The 19,931-nt window shown below is 51.1% G+C and carries 21 protein-coding genes and 1 other RNA gene; 13 read left to right on the top strand and 9 right to left on the bottom strand.

Annotation, left to right across the window (positions count from 1 at the left end; all coding sequences use genetic code 11):
- Positions 1-139: 139 nt before the first annotated feature.
- Positions 140-676: a primosomal replication protein PriC gene (gene priC / locus EDC54_RS01355; protein ID WP_132452502.1), complete on the top strand. Its 537-nt coding sequence runs from the start codon at positions 140-142 to the stop codon at positions 674-676.
- A gap of 34 nt (positions 677-710) precedes the next feature.
- Complete coding sequence (gene rsmS / locus EDC54_RS01350; protein ID WP_132453592.1) at positions 711-890, top strand: pleiotropic regulatory protein RsmS; 180 nt, start codon at positions 711-713, stop codon at positions 888-890.
- Between the two features lie 47 nt (positions 891-937).
- On the opposite strand, the gene acrR is transcribed toward rsmS, so the two are convergent.
- A complete protein-coding gene (acrR, locus tag EDC54_RS01345; RefSeq protein WP_132452500.1) occupies positions 938-1,579 on the bottom strand; it encodes a multidrug efflux transporter transcriptional repressor AcrR in 642 nt (213 codons plus the stop codon).
- A gap of 142 nt (positions 1,580-1,721) precedes the next feature.
- On the opposite strand from acrR, the gene EDC54_RS01340 reads away from it, so the two are divergent.
- The 6 genes from EDC54_RS01340 to EDC54_RS01315 all read left to right on the top strand — a co-directional run bounded on the left by EDC54_RS01340 (position 1,722) and on the right by EDC54_RS01315 (position 7,919).
- Positions 1,722-2,915: an efflux RND transporter periplasmic adaptor subunit gene (locus EDC54_RS01340; protein ID WP_132452498.1), complete on the top strand. Its 1,194-nt coding sequence runs from the start codon at positions 1,722-1,724 to the stop codon at positions 2,913-2,915.
- A 28-nt stretch (positions 2,916-2,943) separates the two neighbouring features.
- Entirely contained in the window at positions 2,944-6,072 is a 3,129-nt protein-coding gene (locus tag EDC54_RS01335; protein WP_132452496.1) for an efflux RND transporter permease subunit, read from the top strand.
- A gap of 243 nt (positions 6,073-6,315) precedes the next feature.
- Entirely contained in the window at positions 6,316-6,576 is a 261-nt protein-coding gene (locus tag EDC54_RS01330) for a type B 50S ribosomal protein L31 (RefSeq protein WP_132452494.1), read from the top strand.
- Positions 6,577-6,580: 4 nt separating this feature from the next.
- Positions 6,581-6,727 (top strand): type B 50S ribosomal protein L36, encoded by a 147-nt coding sequence (ykgO, locus tag EDC54_RS01325; RefSeq protein WP_132452492.1) that lies wholly within the window; start codon positions 6,581-6,583, stop codon positions 6,725-6,727.
- Positions 6,728-7,292: 565 nt separating this feature from the next.
- The gene (gene tomB, locus EDC54_RS01320; RefSeq protein ID WP_132452490.1) at positions 7,293-7,661 is read left to right on the top strand and encodes an Hha toxicity modulator TomB; all 369 of its coding nucleotides are present in this window, start codon (positions 7,293-7,295) and stop codon (positions 7,659-7,661) included.
- Between the two features lie 54 nt (positions 7,662-7,715).
- On the top strand, positions 7,716-7,919 hold the full coding sequence (locus tag EDC54_RS01315) for an HHA domain-containing protein (RefSeq protein ID WP_009114000.1): 204 nt from the start codon (positions 7,716-7,718) through the stop codon (positions 7,917-7,919).
- 438 nt (positions 7,920-8,357) lie between these two features.
- Here EDC54_RS01315 and ffs read toward each other — a convergent pair.
- Positions 8,358-8,454: signal recognition particle sRNA small type (gene ffs / locus EDC54_RS01310), an RNA gene on the bottom strand.
- Positions 8,455-8,633: 179 nt separating this feature from the next.
- Between ffs and EDC54_RS01305 the strand changes: the two genes are divergently transcribed.
- Entirely contained in the window at positions 8,634-8,957 is a 324-nt protein-coding gene (locus EDC54_RS01305) for an MGMT family protein (protein WP_132452488.1), read from the top strand.
- 18 nt (positions 8,958-8,975) lie between these two features.
- Here EDC54_RS01305 and EDC54_RS01300 read toward each other — a convergent pair whose 3' ends face one another.
- Positions 8,976-9,539, bottom strand: coding sequence for a YbaY family lipoprotein (locus EDC54_RS01300; protein ID WP_132452486.1), 564 nt, complete (start codon positions 9,537-9,539; stop codon positions 8,976-8,978).
- Between the two features lie 205 nt (positions 9,540-9,744).
- Between EDC54_RS01300 and tesB the strand changes: the two genes are divergently transcribed.
- Positions 9,745-10,608 carry an acyl-CoA thioesterase II gene (gene tesB / locus EDC54_RS01295; RefSeq protein ID WP_132452484.1) on the top strand — a complete coding sequence of 288 codons (864 nt, stop codon included), beginning with the start codon at positions 9,745-9,747 and terminating at the stop codon, positions 10,606-10,608.
- Positions 10,609-10,678: 70 nt separating this feature from the next.
- Here the strand turns inward: tesB and amtB are convergent, their stop codons facing one another.
- From amtB to EDC54_RS01270, 5 genes are all read right to left on the bottom strand, one after another.
- Positions 10,679-11,965, bottom strand: coding sequence for an ammonium transporter AmtB (gene amtB, locus EDC54_RS01290; RefSeq protein ID WP_132452482.1), 1,287 nt, complete (start codon positions 11,963-11,965; stop codon positions 10,679-10,681).
- Positions 11,966-12,003: 38 nt separating this feature from the next.
- Positions 12,004-12,342 (bottom strand): P-II family nitrogen regulator, encoded by a 339-nt coding sequence (gene glnK / locus EDC54_RS01285; RefSeq protein ID WP_009114005.1) that lies wholly within the window; start codon positions 12,340-12,342, stop codon positions 12,004-12,006.
- Positions 12,343-12,698: 356 nt separating this feature from the next.
- Complete coding sequence (locus EDC54_RS01280; RefSeq protein ID WP_132452480.1) at positions 12,699-14,474, bottom strand: SmdB family multidrug efflux ABC transporter permease/ATP-binding protein; 1,776 nt, start codon at positions 14,472-14,474, stop codon at positions 12,699-12,701.
- Positions 14,467-16,236 (bottom strand): SmdA family multidrug ABC transporter permease/ATP-binding protein, encoded by a 1,770-nt coding sequence (locus EDC54_RS01275; RefSeq protein ID WP_132452478.1) that lies wholly within the window; start codon positions 16,234-16,236, stop codon positions 14,467-14,469. The genes EDC54_RS01280 and EDC54_RS01275 overlap by 8 nt, the downstream gene beginning before the upstream one ends.
- Positions 16,237-16,315: 79 nt before the next feature.
- The gene (locus EDC54_RS01270) at positions 16,316-16,777 is read right to left on the bottom strand and encodes an Lrp/AsnC family transcriptional regulator (RefSeq protein WP_132452476.1); all 462 of its coding nucleotides are present in this window, start codon (positions 16,775-16,777) and stop codon (positions 16,316-16,318) included.
- A 135-nt stretch (positions 16,778-16,912) separates the two neighbouring features.
- Here EDC54_RS01270 and EDC54_RS01265 point away from each other — a divergent pair, with 135 nt between their 5' ends.
- The 3 genes from EDC54_RS01265 (at position 16,913) to queC (ending at position 19,407) form a co-directional block, all read left to right on the top strand.
- The gene (locus EDC54_RS01265; protein ID WP_132452474.1) at positions 16,913-17,359 is read left to right on the top strand and encodes a hypothetical protein; all 447 of its coding nucleotides are present in this window, start codon (positions 16,913-16,915) and stop codon (positions 17,357-17,359) included.
- Positions 17,360-17,513: 154 nt separating this feature from the next.
- Complete coding sequence (locus EDC54_RS01260; protein ID WP_132452472.1) at positions 17,514-18,596, top strand: PLP-dependent cysteine synthase family protein; 1,083 nt, start codon at positions 17,514-17,516, stop codon at positions 18,594-18,596.
- 115 nt (positions 18,597-18,711) lie between these two features.
- Complete coding sequence (gene queC / locus EDC54_RS01255; protein ID WP_132452470.1) at positions 18,712-19,407, top strand: 7-cyano-7-deazaguanine synthase QueC; 696 nt, start codon at positions 18,712-18,714, stop codon at positions 19,405-19,407.
- Between the two features lie 60 nt (positions 19,408-19,467).
- Here queC and EDC54_RS01250 read toward each other — a convergent pair whose 3' ends face one another.
- Positions 19,468-19,884 carry an acyl-CoA thioesterase gene (locus EDC54_RS01250; RefSeq protein WP_132452468.1) on the bottom strand — a complete coding sequence of 139 codons (417 nt, stop codon included), beginning with the start codon at positions 19,882-19,884 and terminating at the stop codon, positions 19,468-19,470.
- Between the last annotated feature and the right edge of the window lie 47 nt (positions 19,885-19,931).

Here is a 19,931-nt window from a genome sequence, read left to right as displayed (position 1 = left end):
TACCACAACCGCTACCACACTTTATCACCACCTTTACCGGCGGATTCGTTAAGATGTTCTCGTGCGACATAAACGTAGGCTTGTACACCTCTCGCCGTGCAGGCACGCTGAATCATCCGCCTCATCGTAAGGGAAAAGAGTGAACACGCATAAATTACTGCTGGCGCTTGACCAACAAATTAGCACGCTGACGAAAGAAATCGAACCGTTGGCGGATAACCCCGTACCGCAATTGCGATTTGATCGCCAGCTTTTCAGCAGTTACGGCACCCGGCTACGCGACTACCACGCCGAGGTTGAGCGCAACCTGCTCGCGATAAAACAGTTGGTCGCGGAACAGCGAACCGAGCGCGTGGCGTTTCTGGCGGAAAAACTCGTCAGCCAGATCGCCGCTTTACAGCGAGAGCTGGCAACGCAGTCACTGCGCAGGCAGGAGTCACAATTTACCCCGCCACCAGAAGATGTGTACCACAAGCTGGCGGAACATCAGGATTACGAGCGCCGTTTGCTTTCCATGATTCAGGACAGAGAAAGCCTTCTCATCACACAGACGCACTTAAGCGAGCGACAGCGGCTGCAAAAAGAGCTGGCCGCGCTGGAAGGACGGTTATCACGCTGCCGTCAGTCTCTATCACGTCTGGAGCGTCAGATTGAACGCCGGGAACAAGGGCTATAGCGCCACCGCCTTACCCGCCCAAAAGGAACGAATGATGTCACTTGAAAATGCGCCCCCCGAAGTAAAACTCGCCGTCGATTTAATTATGTTGCTGGAAGAAAACCAGATCGAGACGCCTATCGCGCTGGCCGCGCTTGAGATTGTGCGTAATGATTTAGAAAAAAAACGCTTACAGGAAAAAGGGAATAATCAAACGCCGGACACCGGCGAATAGGCGCATCAGAAGGCTAGCGTGCGTGGGAATGGGGTCGGCCCTACCGCCTATTCAACCGGTTTACGTAAGGCCGGGCTAAAGCGCAACATATCGATAAAGGCATCTGTCAGCGACGGCGCATCCCGATCAAGATCGAAACTTTCCGGCATAAATAGCCAGTTCTCCATCACGCCGGAAAAATAGGCACGCAGCGAAATCGCCGCACGCCGGGGATGAATATCCATCGGCAGCATCCCCATGCGAATACACTTAATCAGGTTTTCTTCAATATCGACATAACAGGAAAGGTAAAGCTCCTTGCGCGCATTGTAAGATTGTAACATTTCCCCCACAAACTCGCATTTGTGGAAAACAATTTCCATCATGGAGCGCCACTGGGCGTCGTTGACCGTTAAACGCAGCATATAAATCAATAGTTCACGCATAACGCGGAGTGGATTATTAGGGAATTTTGTCTGATACTCTATTTCAAATTCACTGAGTTTTGACTCTGCCAGCGCCCAGATTTCATCGAATATTTCAGCTTTATTTTTGAAATGCCAGTAAATAGCACCCCGACTTACGCCAGCAGCAGCCGCAATATCAGACAATGAAGTCGCAGACACGCCATGCTCAGAGAACACTCTCAACGCAGTGTCCAGTATCTGTTGTCGTGTTTCCTGAGCCTGCAGTTTGGTTTTTCGTGCCATAGGGATGTATTTAAATAAATGTGCGATTTACATACATTCAAGAATGTATGTAACATAGCATGAACATAAAACTATAGCAGCAATGGGTTTTTAAGCTTGTGATCCATTGGCCAATTTCAAATCGGACACTTGAGGTTTATCTATGAACAAAAACAGAGGGCTAACGCCTCTGGCGGCAGTTCTGATGCTTTCTGGCGGCCTAATGCTCGCAGGATGTGATAGCAGTAACAATCAGCAGGACGGCGCACAGCAACAGATGCCTGAAGTTGGTATTGTGACGATGAAAACGGAAGCATTGAATGTCACCACTGAGCTTCCGGGCCGCACAAACGCTTATCGTATTGCCGAAGTTCGTCCACAGGTTGGGGGGATTATCCTGAAACGGAACTTCGTTGAAGGCTCCGACGTTCAGGCTGGCGCTTCACTCTATCAAATCGATCCGGCGACCTATCAGGCCAACTACAATAGCGCCAAAGGCACACTTGCGCAGGCGCAGGCACAGGCTGAAATCGCCCGTTTAACGGTTAACCGCTATAAACCGCTATTAGGCACCAACTACGTCAGCAAACAGGATTACGATCAAGCGGTTGCCACATCCCGTCAGGCTGATGCAAGCGTTCAAGCAGCAAAAGCAGCGGTTGACACCGCGCAAATCAATCTCGCTTACACCAAAGTCAGTGCGCCGATCTCCGGTCGCGTAGGCAAATCGACCGTCACGGAAGGCGCGCTGGTCGCCACCGGACAAACCACCGCATTAACGACTGTGCAGCAGCTCGATCCGATTTACGTTGACGTTACGCAATCCAGCAACGATTTCCTGCAACTGAAAAAAGAACTGGAAAACGGCACTCTGAAGCAAAGCGAAGGTAAAGCCAATGTCCGTCTTGTGTTAGAAGACGGTACTGAATATGCCGAAGCGGGTACGTTGGAATTCTCTGATGTTACCGTTGATGAAACGACAGGCTCCATCACACTGCGGGCGATTTTCCCCAACCCACAGCATACCCTCCTCCCCGGTATGTTTGTTCGGGCTCGCCTCGATTCCGGCGTAAACCCCGCGGCCTTGTTGGTGCCCCAGCAAGGCGTCACCCGCGATCCGCGTGGTAACGCCACGGCGATGGTTGTTGGAGAAGGCGATAAAGTTGAACCCCGCATGCTTAAAACCAGCAAAGCAATCGGTGATAAATGGTTGGTGACCGAAGGCTTGAAAGAGGGCGATCGCGTTATTGTCACTGGCCTGCAAAAAATCAGACCAGGCGTGCCGGTAAAAGCTAAAGAAGTCGCTCAACAAAATGAGCAGGCGCAACAAGCGCCAGCAGAACCCGCGAAATCTTAAGATGTGCTAACAGGAGCCGGTATAATTCATGGCTAAGTTTTTTATAGATCGCCCCATTTTCGCATGGGTACTCGCCATCATCGTGATGCTGACGGGGCTGCTGGCAATTGTTAAATTGCCCGTTGCCCAGTATCCGACAATCGCTCCCCCCGCGATTGAAGTAACGGCAAGTTACCCGGGAGCCGATGCGTCGACGCTGCAAGATTCAGTGACGCAGGTTATCGAACAGAATATGAACGGCATCGATAACCTGATGTATATGTCATCAAGCAGCGACTCCTCAGGCGCGGCTCAGATTACGCTGACCTTCGAAGCAGGTACGGATGCGGACATTGCACAGGTTCAGGTGCAGAACAAGCTGCAACTGGCCATGCCGCTGCTGCCGCAAGAGGTACAGCAGCAAGGGGTTAACGTTCAAAAATCAAGCAGCAGCTTTCTGATGGTTGTCGGCTTCATCAGTGAAGACGGCAAAATGTCGCAGCAAGATATCGCGGACTACGTGGCGGCCAACGTAAAAGATCCGCTCAGCCGTACGTCTGGTGTCGGCGATGCACAGCTTTTTGGCGCCCAGTACGCCATGCGCATCTGGTTGGATCCGCACAAACTGAACAACTATCAACTGACGGCGGTTGATGTCACTTCTGCGATCAAAGTACAAAACAACCAGATTGCGGCAGGCCAACTAGGAGGAACGCCCCCCGTTCCCGGTCAGCAATTGAATGCGTCGATCATTGCGCAGACCCGACTGAATTCAGCAGAAGAGTTTTCTAAAATACTGTTGAAAGTTAATCCGGATGGCTCTCAGGTTCGCCTTAAAGACGTTGCGCGCGTTGAGTTAGGTGCGGAAAGCTATGACACCATCGCGCGCTTCAATGGCCAACCCGCTTCCGGTATCGGCATAAAGCTGGCGACGGGTGCAAACGCGCTGGATACGGCAACCGCAGTCAAGGATGCTCTGAATAAAGCGGAAGAATTCTTCCCTGCCGGTCTGAAAGTCGTTTACCCGTACGATACGACCCCCTTCGTTAAGATCTCGATCAACGAAGTGGTGAAAACACTGGTGGAAGCCATCGTACTGGTCTTCCTGGTTATGTATCTGTTCTTGCAGAACTTCCGCGCCACGTTGATCCCAACGATTGCGGTGCCGGTCGTCTTGTTAGGAACGTTTGCCATCCTCTCTGCATTTGGCTATTCCATCAACACGCTGACGATGTTTGCGATGGTACTTGCCATCGGGCTTCTGGTGGATGATGCCATCGTCGTCGTTGAAAACGTTGAACGCGTCATGGTGGAAGAAGGACTGCCACCTAAAGAAGCGACAAAACGCTCGATGGAACAGATTCAGGGAGCACTGGTCGGTATTGCGCTGGTGCTGTCTGCGGTATTCGTTCCCATGGCATTTACCGGCGGTTCTACTGGCGCAATCTATCGTCAGTTCTCCATCACGATTGTTTCTGCGATGGTGCTGTCGGTGCTGGTTGCGCTCATTCTGACGCCGGCGCTCTGCGCCACGCTGTTAAAACCGGTCGAGAAAGGCGATCACGGCGAGAAAACCGGTTTCTTCGGCTGGTTCAACAATCTCTTTGAGAAAAGCACGCATCACTATACCGGCAGCGTCGCAAATATTTTGCACAGCACAGGCCGTTATCTGGTCATCTATCTGTTGATTGTTGTGGGACTGGCATTCCTGTTCTTACGTTTGCCAACGTCGTTCCTGCCGGAAGAGGATCAGGGGGTGCTCCTGAACATCGTCCAGTTGCCTTCCGGTGCGACGCAGGAAAACACCCAGAAAATCATGGACAGACTGACGCAATACTATCTCGAAAACGAGAAAGACAACGTCAAATCCGTCTTTACCGTAACGGGCTTCGGTTTCTCTGGTCGCGGCCAGAACGTTGGTCTGGCGTTCGCCAGTATGAATGACTGGAGTGAGCGCAGCGGCGCAGAGAATAAGGTCGCCGCGATTGCAGGCCGAGCAAACGCCGTGTTCAGCCAGTTTAAAGAAGCCATCGTTATCGCGGCCAACGTACCTGCGATTATCGAACTGGGTACGGCCACTGGTTTCGACTTCCAGCTGATTGACCAGGCGAACCTGGGCCATGAAAAACTGACAGAAGCTCGAAACCAACTGCTGGGCATGGCCGCACAACGTCCTGATACGTTAGTACAAGTGCGTCCTAACGGGATGGAAGATACGCCGCAGTTCCGTCTTGATATCGATCAGGAGAAAGCCCAGGCGCTTGGCGTGTCACTGTCAGACATCAACTCAACGCTGGCGACAACGTTGGGCGGCTCTTACGTGAATGACTTTATCGATCGCGGTCGCGTGAAAAAAGTCTATGTCCAGGCCGATGCGCCTTTCCGTATGCTGCCGGATGACATCAAAAACTGGTATATCCGTGGCAACAACGGACAAATGGTACCGTTTTCCGCATTTACGCAGAGCCACTGGGAATATGGTTCACCGCGTCTGGAACGTTATAATGGCCAGCCATCCATGCAAATACAGGGCGAAGCGACACAAGGTAAGAGTACCGGTGAAGCCATGGCGCTGATGGAAGAGTTCGTCGCGAAACTGCCACAGGGTATTGGCTACGAGTGGACCGGTATGTCCTATCAGGAACGGTTATCAGGCAATCAGGCACCCGCAATCTACGCGATTTCCTTGATTGTCGTATTCCTGTGTCTGGCGGCGCTTTATGAAAGCTGGTCCATACCGTTCTCCGTTATGCTGGTTGTTCCGTTGGGTATCATCGGTGCGTTGATTGCCGCAAATCTGACCGGTCTTGAAAACGATGTCTACTTTAAGGTGGGCTTGTTGACGACCATAGGACTATCCGCGAAGAACGCCATATTGATCGTCGAATTTGCCAAAGATCTGATGGATAAAGAAGGGAAAGGCCTGATTGAAGCGACTCTGGATGCGGCTCGTATGCGCTTACGCCCCATCCTGATGACATCACTTGCCTTCATCCTTGGCGTCATGCCGTTGGTCATCAGTAGCGGTGCGGGTTCCGGCGCGCAGAACGCAGTTGGTACCGGCGTAATGGGTGGGATGATCACTGCAACCGTATTGGCGATCTTCTTTGTTCCCGTGTTCTTTGTGGTTGTCCGCCGTCGTTTCAGCAAGAAAACCGACGAAACAGCCTCTCACTAAACTGAACATCCCTATATCTCCGATTAAAAGGCCGCCTCGCGGCCTTTTTTATTTCCCACGCCCTCTTCCATCCCTTTATGAGGCTGAGCGCCACGGACCTGCTGACAGCCTGACGGCCCGATAGCGCCATGCCATACACTGCGTGAAGCGGGAGAGAAATAGTCATAACAACATAGTGGTTGATCCTGACCACAAAAAAGCGCAGAATTAAGGTTATGTTATAACATAACAAGTGAGGCAACAATGAAATCAGGTATTCACCCTGACTATCGCACTGTGGTGTTTCATGATACCAGCGCGGATGTTTATTACAGGGTTGGGTCAACCATTAAAACCGACAGGACCATCGAATTAGAGGGTTCACGCTACCCTTACGTCACCATTGATGTTTCTTCGGCATCGCATCCCTATTACACCGGGAAACAAAAAGAATATGCCAAAGAAGGTAGCACGGCGCGCTTCCAACAGCGTTTTGGTTCTTTTTTAAGTCATCGGAAGGGGTGAGTCAATGCAGGTACTTAGCTCGCTGCGTTCAGCCAAAAACCGGCATAAAGACTGCGTTGTCGTGCGCCGTCGCGGACGAATTTACGTTATCTGTAAATCCAACCCACGCTTTAAGGCCGTGCAAGGCAGAAAAAAAAAGAAAAAAGGATAATTTTTCCTATTGCTTCCCATACAGGCTGGTCACACGCTTGACAAGACTGTATGGGATGTCTCACATAAAAAACAGCGAAAACAATAAGATAATGTAGACCACTTCGGCCCCATTCTTTGATAACATCCCACCCATCCTCCTGTTATCTCTCTATTTTAGAAATTAATAATTAAATAACCTGCCCTGTGGGTTATTTAATACTCATTGTGACAAGGCAAAACCTATGGTTTAATAAAAATAAATAGCGGTGAAAACCTTATCTATTTATCCGCGAATTTTATGAACGCCTTTGCTATAGTTATATATAACGCGGTTATCATCGTAACCGACGTAGGGTAAAGTGGCATCACGATGTGTTGGCGTTTTCGCTAACGTTATTCCAGTCAGCCAGGAGGAACAACACTTTCACTGTCTCATTCATTGTTCAAGAGCGCGACACTCGCTCTGTAGCAGCATGAATTATGAAGCAACGCTGACCTCTTTATCTTGCAAGCACCATCAGTCTACCTGTTTACCAGATGTTAACCACAGTAACACTGAATTACGGCTTAACGGAGGGATTGATATGGATGAGTACACGCCAAAAAATTATGATATTGCCCAACTCAGATTCTTATGTGAAAATCTGTGCGACGAAGGCATAGCGACGTTAGGCGATAGCAGTCATGGGTGGGTCAATGACCCAACATCTGCGATCAATCTCCAATTAAATGAACTTATTGAGCATATAGCTACGTTTATTCTGACATTTAAAATAAAGTATCCTAACGAAAGTGAGCTTTCTCAGCGGGTTGAAAAGTATTTGGATGATACTTACGTTTTGTTTAGCAACTACGGTATTAATGATGCTGAACTCCGGCGCTGGCAGAAATCCAAAGCAAAATTATTCGGAATGTTCTCAAGAGAGAACGTCTGTACGCCTGCTAAATCTTAAGCAATAATTTATCTTAATATTTTTAACCACCAGGTACTGTTCGTATAGGCCATTATGAAAAAAATCGACTATTTGATGCGTTTACGTAAATGCACGACCATTGACACTCTTGAACGTGTTATTGAAAAAAACAAGTATGAACTCTCTAATGATGAACTGGAGATGTTCTATTCCGCAGCAGACCATCGTTTGGCAGAGCTGACCATGAACAAGCTCTACGACAAAGTCCCCACGGCTGTATGGAAATATGTCCGCTAACGTCAAGCGGTATACAGACAAAAACTGACATTAAATACACTGCGCCGATAATATATTTAATTTATCGGCCTTTGTTTTTATTCTATTTTTACTGTATTCATTAAGTAAAAGTTGTAACAAATTGTATTTATAACATTAAAGTAAAACAGGTTCTATTTCATCTTCCATGTTTATTTCGCCGCAATTTATCGTTTATAACAATCGTTCTGATAAAGTCAGGTAATAATGAAAATGGTCCAGCGCGTGATAAAAAGGGAGAGACAATAATTAAGGTGATAACCGCTCGTCAGATAAAATACATCGCTAACGGAAAGTGAAAAATGCTGTTCGCAGCCTGGAGGGTAGCCGTTTAGATTTTATGGTCGAAAGCGAGCGCCAGGCAGGATAAGGCAGACAAAATGAGGGATAAAAATGGTGTGAAGCTTTAAATGGTGGAGGCCCTGCCAGCTACATCCCGGCACACACGTCTCCTGCTGCGGCTGCTTCCTTCCGGACCTGACCGAATCCACAGGTTAGTGTTGCGAGAGAACCAACAGGGCCTCCATTGACTGCCTCATGACGATTTGCGAGAAAATCTCCGCGTTGTCACAAAGCGGATGGCATTATCCGCGATGAGGTAGGCAATTGCAAGCCAGCGCAGGCTAACCGTTGTTTTCTTACCCACTATGTCACGATTACGTTGCGTCAATTTACCAACAGCAGGAAACTCCGCTGATGTCAGAAGAAAACGATCATTTCCGCCAGCGCGTATTTCACATCGTTGCGGCAATTCCCTATGGCAAAATTACGACCTACGGCGACATCGCGCTGCTTGCCGGTTCGCCCAGAGCCGCACGGCAGGTAGGCGGCGTACTGAAACGCCTGCCAAAAGACAGCAAGCTTCCGTGGCACCGGGTAATTAATCGTAAAGGGGAAATATCGCTGGTAGGTGGCGACTATGTGCGTCAGAAGACGGCATTACAGGCGGAAGGGATTAGGTTTAATCGTCAGGGCAGAGTTGATCTTGCCAAATATCGCTGGCAGTACGCTAAGAACTAAGCGTACTGCCAGAAAGCGTTACCAGCCAGGCTGCGATGTGGCCGCAGGCTGAGCCTGAGCAGGCTGATTTTCCAGACCGGATGTTGTCGCATCCTGATTTGGCGTCGGTAAAGGCACGGAAGCAACGGGCACCAGAACCAGATCGGCATTTTTCACCCCGTTGTTAATCACAGGCTGAACGTTCTCCGTCACCATCACAACGCGGTTATCAATGGAAATCGCCGCACTCAGCAAGATACGAGCGTTAGGCTGAACATCAGAGGGTTGATACGGTAGTTCAAACCGGAAAGGTGCCTGCTTTCCTTCCAGGCGCGTCACGCGCTGAACAATCACCTTTGACTGCGAACCTGCCAGCGATGCATCTGACACCGTAACGGTCAAAACAGCGTTAGGCGGCAACGCAATGCGCTGACGAATATTCACCGTCCCCGTGACCGCAGGTAACGCGATAACAGGACGCTGCGTGGAAGAACTCGTGACAGGCGCCCCCGTTTGAGGAGAAACGCCATAATCCCCCTTCTGCGCACAGGCTGCCAGCGTCATCGATAATGTGATACCACCTAAGATATGCCATACTTTCATTCGGTCAGTCTCCTTTATATTGTCCGACTACCGGCCTCGAAAACCGGCCTTTACAAATAGCAAAATTCACCTATCACCATAATGATGGTTCAAAACTCGGATATTTTCCTGAAACCTGACGTTAATTTTAGTCAAAAAGCCATAAGCCGTAATTTTGTGAAAAAATACCAAAAGATAAACTCCAGCATTCACTGAGGCCGATACTATGAGTCAACCATTACAACACCTGCTCGACCTCCTCCATCTTGAGAAACTCGAAGAAGGGCTATTTCGCGGACAAAGCGATGATTTAGGATTACGCCAGGTTTTTGGCGGACAGGTCGTCGGTCAGGCGATGTCGGCGGCCAAGCAGACCGTCCCGGCGGAGCGTTTCATTCACTCTTTCCATAGCTATTTTCTGTTGCCCGGCGATAGTCAAAAGCCCATCATCTATGACGTTGAGAACCTACGCGATGGCAACAGTTTCAGCGCTCGCCGCGTCAGCGCAATCCAGAATGGCCGCCCTATTTTCTATATGACTGCGTCATTCCAAAGCCATGAAGAGGGATTTGAGCATCAGAATGTGATGCCGCAGGTGACCCAGCCAGATGCGTTGAAGTCCGAACAGGAGATTGCGCAAAGTATGCGCCATCTTTTACCCCCTCGCTTCCGCGATAAATTCATTCAGGCCAGCCCGATTGAAATGCGTCCGGTCAAATTCCATAACCCACTCAAGGGTGAAGTGGATGAACCCGTGCGACACGTTTGGTGTCGGGCCAACGGCACTTTGCCGGAGGATAAGCGCATCCATCAGTATTTGCTTGGCTATACCTCTGACTGTAATTTTTTACTTACCGCTTTGCAGCCTCATGGCGTTGGTTTTCTGGAGCCGGGTATGCAGGTAGCTACGATTGACCACTCCATGTGGTTTCACCGTGATTTCCGACTGGATAACTGGCTGTTATATACCGTGGAGAGCACTTCCGCATCCGGGGCGCGCGGCTTCGTGCGTGGACAATTTTATACTCAGGAAGGCGTTCTGGTCGCCTCCAGCGTGCAGGAAGGTGTAATACGTCGCCATCCACTATAACGTTGATTGTCGCTAAGTAAAAAGGCGCGGGATACTCCCACGCCTTGCCAGTTTTGTCTGAGCCTGTGACTTACTGATTGTAAGCGCTCTCTCCATGGCTGTTGATGTCCAGCCCTTCGCGCTCTTGATCTTCCGGTACACGCAGGCCAACAACCATGTCCGCTATTTTAAAGGCGACAAACGCCACCACGCCGGACCACACCAGACACACGATTACGCTGAACAGTTGAACCCAAACCTGATGCGCCATCGTCACACCGTCGGCATACCCCGTACCGCCCAGCGATGCCGAAGAGAATACGCCGGTCAGGATGCAGCCGACAATCCCACACACGCCGTGCACACCAAACACATCACAGGGATCGTCCACACGCAGCCATCTTTTTAGTACCGTCACGCCCCACAAGCCCGCAACGCCACCCGCCAGACCGATGATGAGCGCGCCCCCGACGCCAACCGTACCCGCGGCTGGCGTAATCGCCACCAGACCTGCGATACAACCAGAACAAGCGCCCAATAGAGAAGGTTTACCGCGCACCATCCACTCGCCACCAACCCACGCCAGAATCGCTGCTGCGGTGGCGACAATCGTGTTGATGAACGCTAACGCGGCAATCCCGTTCGCTGCACCCGCTGAGCCCGCATTAAAACCAAACCAGCCGATATAAAGGATTGCCGTACCGATGAACACCATCGGCAGGCTGTGCGGTTTGAAAGCCTCTTTGCCAAAACCGGCACGTTTCCCCAGCAGGTAAGCGCCAACCAACCCGGCAACCGCAGCGTTGATGTGCACGACCGTCCCGCCGGCGAAGTCCAGGGCGCCATCCGCAGCCAGATACCCCCCACCCCATACCATGTGCGTCATCGGCAGGTAGGAAAACGTCAGCCATAGCGCAACAAAAATCAGTACCGCAGAGAAGCGGATACGCTCCGCTATCGCCCCAACAATTAACGCCACGGTGATGCAGGCGAAGGAGGCCTGATAAGCTACGTGCGTAAATTGGTAAAAGGTGCCGCTGACGGACTCAACGCCGATGCCTTTCAGCATAAACGTACTGAAACTGCCAAAGAACGCGTTTCCTTCACTGAACGCCAGACTGTAGCCATAAACCACCCACAGGATACAGACCAGCGCAAACGAAACGCTCACCTGCGTCATCATCGACAGTACGTTCTTCGAGCGGATTAAACCGCCGTAAAACAGTGCAATACCCGGTATCGTCATAAAGAGTACCAGCGCGGTACAAATCATAATAAAAGCGTTATCCGCCTTATCAATCGTGGGAGCCGCGGCCATCGCCCAAGAGGGGAGTAACGCCGCCACACCGAGGCCTAATGAGGAGATTAGTTTTTTCATTTTATCCATCCCAATTAATGAATCTATGCTAGGCGTTGTTAAAGCGCGGCTTCGTCAGTTTCACCCGTCCGAATGCGGATGACCCTTTGCAGCTCGGCAACAAAAATTTTGCCATCACCGATTTTCCCGGTATAGGCGGCTTTACTGATAACATCGATCACTTCATCCAGTTGGTCATCAGCAATCGCGATATCAATTTTAACTTTTGGCAGAAAGTTAACGCTGTATTCCGCGCCACGATACAGTTCGGCATGCCCCTTCTGACGCCCAAACCCCTTCACTTCCGTGACGGTAAGTCCCTGAATGCCGATAGACGATAACGCCTCACGGACATCTTCCAGCTTGAACGGCTTTATCACCACAGTAACCAGTTTCATTGTTCTTTCCCCTAACATTGCGTGCAAACCCTGTTTACGTTGATTCGGATCCCGCACTCGACGAAGTATGTTCACAGCATGAATAAAGCAAAGCCTGTGCCATAAATAACTCAGCGGGGATAAATCACGGAAAGAACACAACCAGCGGGCGTAATGAGGGGGAAAACGTCGGGAAGGAAAAGAAATATAGCTACCCCGCGGCCATGGCCGCACCAAAATAGTGCAACCAGCGGTAAATTTAGTGCAAAGTACGCTAAAAAGGTATCGTGATGCTTATTGATAGTGCGACGCCGCGAGCAAACTGTCAGTCTGCACCATACAATCCGGTGCATGCACTGACAGGATTGGCGAGAATGTTACACAGAAGAAGATTCAGCGTGAGGAGGAGAGAGACCGTCTCCCGCCAGTTGCAGCTGATACATTTGATAATAGCGCCCCTGCTGTTGCAACAGTTGCTCATGCGTTCCCCGCTCAACGCTCTGACCATGGTGGAGCACCATAATCGTATCGGCCTCGACAATGGTGGACAGCCGGTGAGCGATCACAATCAAGGTTGTCTGCTCCCGGATTATCCGCAGCGCTTTTTGCACCGTCTGCTCCGTACCGGAGTCAATGTTCGCCGTCGCTTCGTCAAGAATCAGGATCTTTGGCGTTTGCACCAAAACGCGGGCAATCGCTAACAGCTGTTTTTGTCCGGTTGACAGAGTATTTCCCTGCTCACCGACATGCGTATGCAGCCCCTGCGGAAAAGCACGCACCAGTTCGGCAAGTTGCACCATCTCCAGCGCTCGCCAGACGGCCTCTTCGCTGATATTGCGCCCCAGCGTCACATTCACGAACATCGAATCCGCCAAGACCACAGGATCCTGCTGCACCATTGCCACATGTTGGCGCAAAACCGCATGGGAGAGCGTTGACAGCGGTCGACCATCAAGACGAATTTCGCCCTCATCCGGCGGGTAATATCCCATCAGCAAACTGGCAAGCGTGCTCTTGCCGCTCCCCGTATGCCCCACCAGCGCGACAAATCCCTTTTCTGGGATCATCAAGGAAATATGCTTTAGCACGCGCTTTTCTGCACCATAAGAGAAAGAAACATCATCAATCTCTACACGCCCCGTCTCCAGCGGCCGCTCATCATTGCCGTAGCGCTGCTTTGCACCATCCATCAGTTCAAAGATACGTTCGCCGGCGACAACCGCCTGCTGCAACATCGATTGCTGGGTCGTGAGTTCAATCAGCGGCTCATTCAAACGACCAAGGTAGTTAATAAACGCGTACAAAACCCCAACGCCAACCGACCCTATCGAGCTAAAACTGAATTGCAGCAGCAAACCGCACAGCACCATTGTGGCAAACAGACTGAGTAGCGGTCGCAACAGGAAACCGTCCAGACGTAGCGCCTGCATGCGCGCTTCATAATGCGCATGGCTGGCCGCTCCCAGCTTTTTGCCAAAGCGAGCCTGCTGACAAAACTGCTGGATGACGCCCATGCCATTAATCACTTCATTGAAGCCGTCATTGATGTCCGCCAGATAGCCACGAACCCTGCGCACGATCGGCGTACTGAATCGCTGGTAGAGCGCCATTACCGTCAGCACCGCGGGGAAAATCGTCAGTGCGACCAGCGCCATCCGCCAATCCAGACTAAACATCGCCACCAGCATCGCGCCAATCAGCGCCGCACTGCGTAGCACCGTCGATACCACCATCACGTAGAGATCTTTTACGACCTCAGTGTCGTTCGTGACGCGTGAAATCAGTTGCCCAACCGGCTGTGTATCAATCGCACTCAGCGGCTGACGTAAGGCCGCGTCCATAACATCAATGCGTAGCTGCTGAACCACACCGACCGCAACCCGATTAAACAACAGCGTCTGGAAATAGTGCAGAGACGCCGCCAGAATCTGCAACAGGACATATGCCATCGCCAGACCAGCCGCTATCGCCAAAGGGAATTCACCGTTGGCCACCAGATGATCGATAAAATAACTCACCAACACAGGGCCCGTTACCTCAGCGGCTGCAGCAATCCACAGCATGAGAACCCCCAGCATCAACGGTTTTCGCCATGGGGAACCATAGGCCAGCAGACGCTTCAGCGTGGGCCAAAGCCGTTGAGCGTTACTCATCTTGGGTTCCTTCTGACTGCGGCGTGTCATCCAATGCCGCTTCCAACTGTTGATAGCGGAACATATCTCTATACCAACCTGGCTGTGTCACCAACGTATGATGTGTACCGCGCTGTACCACGCTCCCCTGCCGCAGCACCACAATCTCATTCGCATCGGTTAAGGCCGACAGACGATGTGCGCTGATGATCAGCGTCCGCTTCTCGCCCCAGGTATTCAAGTTCTGCAAAATCTGATATTCCGTTCGCCCATCAACCGCAGACAGCGCATCGTCCAGCACCAGAATTTCGGCGTCCAGCAACAATGCCCGCGCAATCGCGATCCGCTGTTTTTGTCCCCCTGACAACATCACGCCGCGCTCGCCGACCTCAGTCTGGTACCCCTGAGGCAATCGCAGAATATCGTCATGGACGCAGGCAAGCCACGCCGCTTGTTCAATCTGTTGCTGCGTGGCATCGGGGCGGCCCAGCGCAATGTTTCGCGCTACCGTATCCGAAAATAAAAAGGGCATCTGTCCCACAACGGCAAAGCGACCACGCAGCTCATCCAGTCGAATCGCGTTCAGTGGCAGATCGTGATAGCAGATCTCACCCGGTTTGCTGTCAAAATGACGCAAAATCAACGCCAGTAGCGTACTTTTGCCCGACCCTGTCGGCCCGCACAAGCCCAGCATATCGCCCGGCGCCAACGTTAAGCGAATAGTCTGTAACGCATCGCGAGAACTTTCCGGATAGCGGAACGCAGAGAGATTAACGTCCAATACCCCACGCCCTGCGGGCAAAGAGACATCGCCGTCTTCCACTACGGGCGCTTCCTCCAGCAGTTGACGAATGCGAGCATACGCCGCGCTGCCGCGCTCAACGATATTAAACATCCAGGCCAGCGCCAGCATCGGCCATATCATCAGCCCCAGATACATAATAAAGCTGGTCAGCTCTCCTAACGTCAGCAAGCCATTAATTACCATCCAGCTCCCGCCGCCGACGGCCAACAAATTAGACAACCCCACTGCAATGTAGATGGTAGGGTCGAAACGTGCATCCACGCGAGCGACAAGCATATTTTTAGCCCCGGCATCCGCCGCTACCTGAGCAAAACGCGCAGATTGATAATCCTCTAATCCAAAGGCTTTAATCATCCGGATGCTGGTCAGGCTTTCCTGCGTTTGATCGTTGAGCGACGAAAATGCTGCCTGAGCAGATTTAAAGCGGTTATGAAGTTTGGTGCCGTAACGCTTGATGAAAAGCGCCATGACGGGCATCGGCAGCAGCGCCAGCAGGGTCAGCGCCCAACTCATCTGGGTACACATCACGACCAGCACCGCACACCCCATGACCATCGAGTCAACCAGCGTCAGCACGCCTTCTCCGGCCGCAAAGACCACACGATCGACATCATTGGTCGCGCGCGCCATCAGATCGCCCGTGCGGTGACGCTGGTAAAAGGCCGGATGCTGACGGCTCAGTTGGCGATAAAAATCCTCGCGGAGTTCCACCGCCAATTGGTAGGAGGCGCCAAACAAAAATAGGCGCCACACGTAACGCAGCAGGTACACCATGACAGCGGTCATCAGCATGATACCGATCCACTTCATGATTTCGGCCATCGGCATGCCGTTTTGCGTTACGCCATCGACGACAACACCGACCAGTTTCGGGGGAAGTAATTGCAGAATGGCAATCGCGATCAGCAGCATGACCGCGCCCAGATAGCGCCGCCATTCACGGCGAAAATACCAACTCAGTTGAGCAAACAGTCTCACGCAGTTTTTATTCCAATAGCCTGACGGGCTATGACCTGACTTAGAAAAGTCATTATACAGAAGATAAATGGATGATGAATCACAGGGATATAGGCAGTGCCGTGGTATGTTTGATTCGTTCCATAGCAAAGCTGGATGTTACATCGACCAGCCCGGGAATACCATTAACCAGACGTTTATAGAAGTCATCATAGCTTTTCATATCGGCGACCTGAACCTGCATCAGGTAATCATACTCGCCCGCCATGCGGTAGAAGGCCAGCACCTCCGGCATGTCAGACACCACGCGCGTGAATGTCTGATACCAGTCACTATTGTGCTGCTGTGTTTTCAAGAGAACAAACGCTGTGAGCCCTAATCCCAAACGTTCGTTATCCAACAGCGCCACCCGGGCCCGGATGATCCCCTCTTCTTCCAGCCGTTTCAGCCGCTTCCAGCAAGGGGTTGACGTCAAATTAACCGCGTCCGCCAGCGTCTGTAACGACAGCGTGCAGTCCTGCTGTAGCATACTCAGTAACGTACGATCGATTTTATCCAGCATGGTTAATCCATAGAATTTTTTTCTCTATTCTCCCCCATTACGAGAGAAAAGCAATATTCTCTCCGTGGGCACCAACCCAAAGACTATTCATGACGATAGCGATGCTTTCCCAGGCCAATCAGGAGTGGCAAACAGATGGAAAACACCAAAAGACGCTGTAAGTTTAGTATGACTGGAATGATGCTGGGAGCACTCGCTCTGTTTGTCTCTATATCCAACTTCTGGGGTGGCTCATCAACCCCCGATATCCCTTTAGAAGAACGAATTGCTGCTGAGATCGTTTCTATTCGGGATACTACGGTTGATAGATTCATGGGTAAACCCGCTCCCGTGCCCATCCCTGAAACCACATTTAATACACAGCAACATGTTACTACCGCGACATCTGCCTTAGGCTGCCTCGCCCTTATTCTCGCTATTTTCGGTTTTGCACGCCGGGAACCAGGACGAACCTGTATCAGTGCAGCAGCGCTCGGCCTTGCCGCGATCGTATTTCCTTTCGTGATTGGCGCTATCGGCATAGTAATCCTCTGTATTGCCTTTGCTTCGCTCCTCTCTGGCGTCACCCTTATTTTAGGGTAACCCTCCGGCTTAGGGAGGAGATTTTTCTCCAAAATCGCATAATAAAAGGAAATTACTCTTCAAAATTTGGCACTGGCAGATCAAAAGGTAATCTTTTTATCCAGAAAACCCGGTAATCTATCTATATAAATCACTGTCTGACCGAGTTTTTATCATGACCAATGTCTGGGTTAAAAATGCCATCAGCGCCATCGAAGCGGATTTTCAACGTTCGGCTGATACGCATCTTATCCGTCTGACTCTGCCGGATTACCCCGGTATCTATTTTTATCTCAAAGATGAAAGCACGCATCCCAGCGGCAGCCTGAAGCATCGTCTGGCGCGATCGCTGTTCCTCTACGGACTGTGTAACGGCTGGATCAAAGAAGGCACACCGATTATTGAGGCCTCATCCGGCAGTACCGCCGTATCCGAGGCTTATTTTGCGCGTCTGCTTGGCCTGCCGTTTATCGCCGTTATGCCTTTCTGCACCGCCAAAAGAAAAATTGAGCAAATCACTTTTTATGGCGGACGCTGCCATTTTGTCGAGCAAGCGGGACAGATCTACACGGAATCGGAACAACTGGCACACAAGCTGAACGGCCATTATATGGATCAGTTCACCTATGCTGAACGTGCCACAGACTGGCGTGGCAATAACAACATTGCCGACAGCATATATCGCCAGATGTCACGCGAGCCTTATTCCGTACCAAACTACATCGTCATGAGCGCCGGTACTGGCGGCACTTCCGCGACGCTGGGGCGCTACATACGCTATCAGGGCTTAGACACGCAGCTGGTGGTGGTCGATCCAGAAGACTCTGTTTTCTACGACTATTACCAACAGCGGGATCTTTCTATTACTGGTTCATGCGGCAGTAAAATTGAAGGTATTGGCCGCCCACGCGCCGAACCCTCCTTTATTCCAGACGTCATCGACAGCATGATCAAAGTACCGGATGCGGCCAGCATCGCGACGCTGTACTGGCTGGAAAACGTGTTAGGCCGCAAAGCGGGAGCCTCCACCGGCACCAACGTCTGGGGCATGTTGCAACTGGCCAAAGCGATGGTGAAACGCAAAGAGCAAGGCGCACTGGTTACGCTGTTATGTGACAGCGGTGAACGCTATCTGGATACCTACTACAATCCCAGTTGGGTAGAAAAAAATATCGGCGACATTACCCCTTATTTAACTATGCTGCATCACGCGGAGATCCCTGCGAATGCCTCAGAGGCCAGCGGACATAAAGCATGAAAGCCGGTATGCGCGCATGGCGCTGAATACCAACCCTCTTTGAGGTAACATAAGGCTTTTACGCCGCACTGCATACACTGTATTGCGGCTCGCTCGGTATTAAGGTGAATGAAGAATGAAGGATGCTGTTGTCGTTTTTAGCGGTGGGCAAGACTCCACAACCTGCCTGATTCAGGCGCTGCAACATTATGACCATGTCCACTGTATAACCTTCGACTATGGGCAGCGCCATCGCGCAGAAATTGATATCGCCCGTGAACTCAGCCAAAAACTAGGGGCAACGGCACATAAAGTATTGGATGTCGGCTTGTTGAATGAACTCGCCACCAGTAGCCTGACACGCGATAACATCCCGGTTCCTGATTATGACGCCGATGCACAAGGCATTCCTAACACCTTTGTTCCGGGAAGAAATATCCTGTTCCTGACGTTGGCAGCGATCTACGCCTATCAGGTTGGCGCGGAGGCCGTCATTACCGGCGTATGTGAAACCGATTTTTCCGGTTATCCAGATTGCCGCGATGAGTTTGTCAAAGCGCTGAATCAGGCTGTGGTATTGGGAATCGCCCGCGATATCCGCTTTGAAACGCCGCTGATGTGGCTTAATAAAGCCGAAACCTGGGCGCTGGCGGACTACTACCAACAACTTGATACCGTCCGGTATCACACGCTGACCTGTTATAACGGCATAAAGGGTGATGGATGCGGGCACTGTGCCGCTTGCCATTTACGGGCCAACGGGCTCGCCCAGTACCAAAACGATGCCAACACCGTGATGACGTCCCTCAAGCAAAAAACGGGTTTAAGCTAACATTCTCCGCATCACAACATCAGGTTACGACAAGAAAGCATAGAGCCGTCCGGCACAGCGCTAACCTGATGTTGCCTGCTTATGCCGACACTCATTCAAGTGTTCCAGCAGTTCCCCTTCCAGCGGCAGCGCTTTTTGCGTCTCCCGGTCGATGCAGACAAACGTTAGCGTGGCATCAACTACCTCATCGCCATCAGACCGTCGCATCACTTTCTGACGGATCACGCCACTTTTATTATTCAGTTGCAATAAGTCACTATCGATACACAGTACATCGCCGAGAACGGCGGGCTTACGATAATTGATATTGATGTTGACTACCACGAAAGCCACGTTGCGGCTCGTCATCCAGTCCAAAACTGACAACCTCTCCAGCCACTGCCAGCGCGCCTCCTCCAGAAACTCCAGATAGCGAGCATTATTAACATGCTGATAAACATCAATATGATAGCCACGAACGGTAATGTAAGTCTGCATAGCACGCTTTCTCCAGTGACAACACCAACAACGGATACGACCTGACA

The sequence above is a fragment of the Samsonia erythrinae genome, from assembly GCF_004342665.1.
In the GTDB taxonomy this organism is placed as follows: domain Bacteria; phylum Pseudomonadota; class Gammaproteobacteria; order Enterobacterales; family Enterobacteriaceae; genus Samsonia; species Samsonia erythrinae.
Note: the sequence above shows the minus strand (reverse complement) of the source record. Positions and strands in the feature narration are given on the sequence as shown.

Excerpts from the sequence above, each read along its gene's own strand:
- EDC54_RS01260 (WP_132452472.1), top strand. The coding sequence starts at position 17,514 with ATGACCAATGTCTGGGTTAAAAATGCCATCAGCGCCATCGAAGCGGAT.
- EDC54_RS01340 (WP_132452498.1), top strand. The coding sequence starts at position 1,722 with ATGAACAAAAACAGAGGGCTAACGCCTCTGGCGGCAGTTCTGATGCTT.
- EDC54_RS01335 (WP_132452496.1), top strand. The coding sequence starts at position 2,944 with ATGGCTAAGTTTTTTATAGATCGCCCCATTTTCGCATGGGTACTCGCC.
- amtB (WP_132452482.1), bottom strand. The coding sequence starts at position 11,965 with ATGAAAAAACTAATCTCCTCATTAGGCCTCGGTGTGGCGGCGTTACTC.
- acrR (WP_132452500.1), bottom strand. The coding sequence starts at position 1,579 with ATGGCACGAAAAACCAAACTGCAGGCTCAGGAAACACGACAACAGATA.
- EDC54_RS01270 (WP_132452476.1), bottom strand. The coding sequence starts at position 16,777 with ATGCTGGATAAAATCGATCGTACGTTACTGAGTATGCTACAGCAGGAC.
- EDC54_RS01300 (WP_132452486.1), bottom strand. The coding sequence starts at position 9,539 with ATGAAAGTATGGCATATCTTAGGTGGTATCACATTATCGATGACGCTG.
- EDC54_RS01250 (WP_132452468.1), bottom strand. The coding sequence starts at position 19,884 with ATGCAGACTTACATTACCGTTCGTGGCTATCATATTGATGTTTATCAG.
- EDC54_RS01265 (WP_132452474.1), top strand. The coding sequence starts at position 16,913 with ATGGAAAACACCAAAAGACGCTGTAAGTTTAGTATGACTGGAATGATG.
- EDC54_RS01280 (WP_132452480.1), bottom strand. The coding sequence starts at position 14,474 with ATGAGTAACGCTCAACGGCTTTGGCCCACGCTGAAGCGTCTGCTGGCC.
- queC (WP_132452470.1), top strand. The coding sequence starts at position 18,712 with ATGAAGGATGCTGTTGTCGTTTTTAGCGGTGGGCAAGACTCCACAACC.
- tomB (WP_132452490.1), top strand. The coding sequence starts at position 7,293 with ATGGATGAGTACACGCCAAAAAATTATGATATTGCCCAACTCAGATTC.
- rsmS (WP_132453592.1), top strand. The coding sequence starts at position 711 with ATGTCACTTGAAAATGCGCCCCCCGAAGTAAAACTCGCCGTCGATTTA.
- EDC54_RS01330 (WP_132452494.1), top strand. The coding sequence starts at position 6,316 with ATGAAATCAGGTATTCACCCTGACTATCGCACTGTGGTGTTTCATGAT.
- ykgO (WP_132452492.1), top strand. The coding sequence starts at position 6,581 with ATGCAGGTACTTAGCTCGCTGCGTTCAGCCAAAAACCGGCATAAAGAC.
- EDC54_RS01315 (WP_009114000.1), top strand. The coding sequence starts at position 7,716 with ATGAAAAAAATCGACTATTTGATGCGTTTACGTAAATGCACGACCATT.
- glnK (WP_009114005.1), bottom strand. The coding sequence starts at position 12,342 with ATGAAACTGGTTACTGTGGTGATAAAGCCGTTCAAGCTGGAAGATGTC.
- tesB (WP_132452484.1), top strand. The coding sequence starts at position 9,745 with ATGAGTCAACCATTACAACACCTGCTCGACCTCCTCCATCTTGAGAAA.
- EDC54_RS01305 (WP_132452488.1), top strand. The coding sequence starts at position 8,634 with ATGTCAGAAGAAAACGATCATTTCCGCCAGCGCGTATTTCACATCGTT.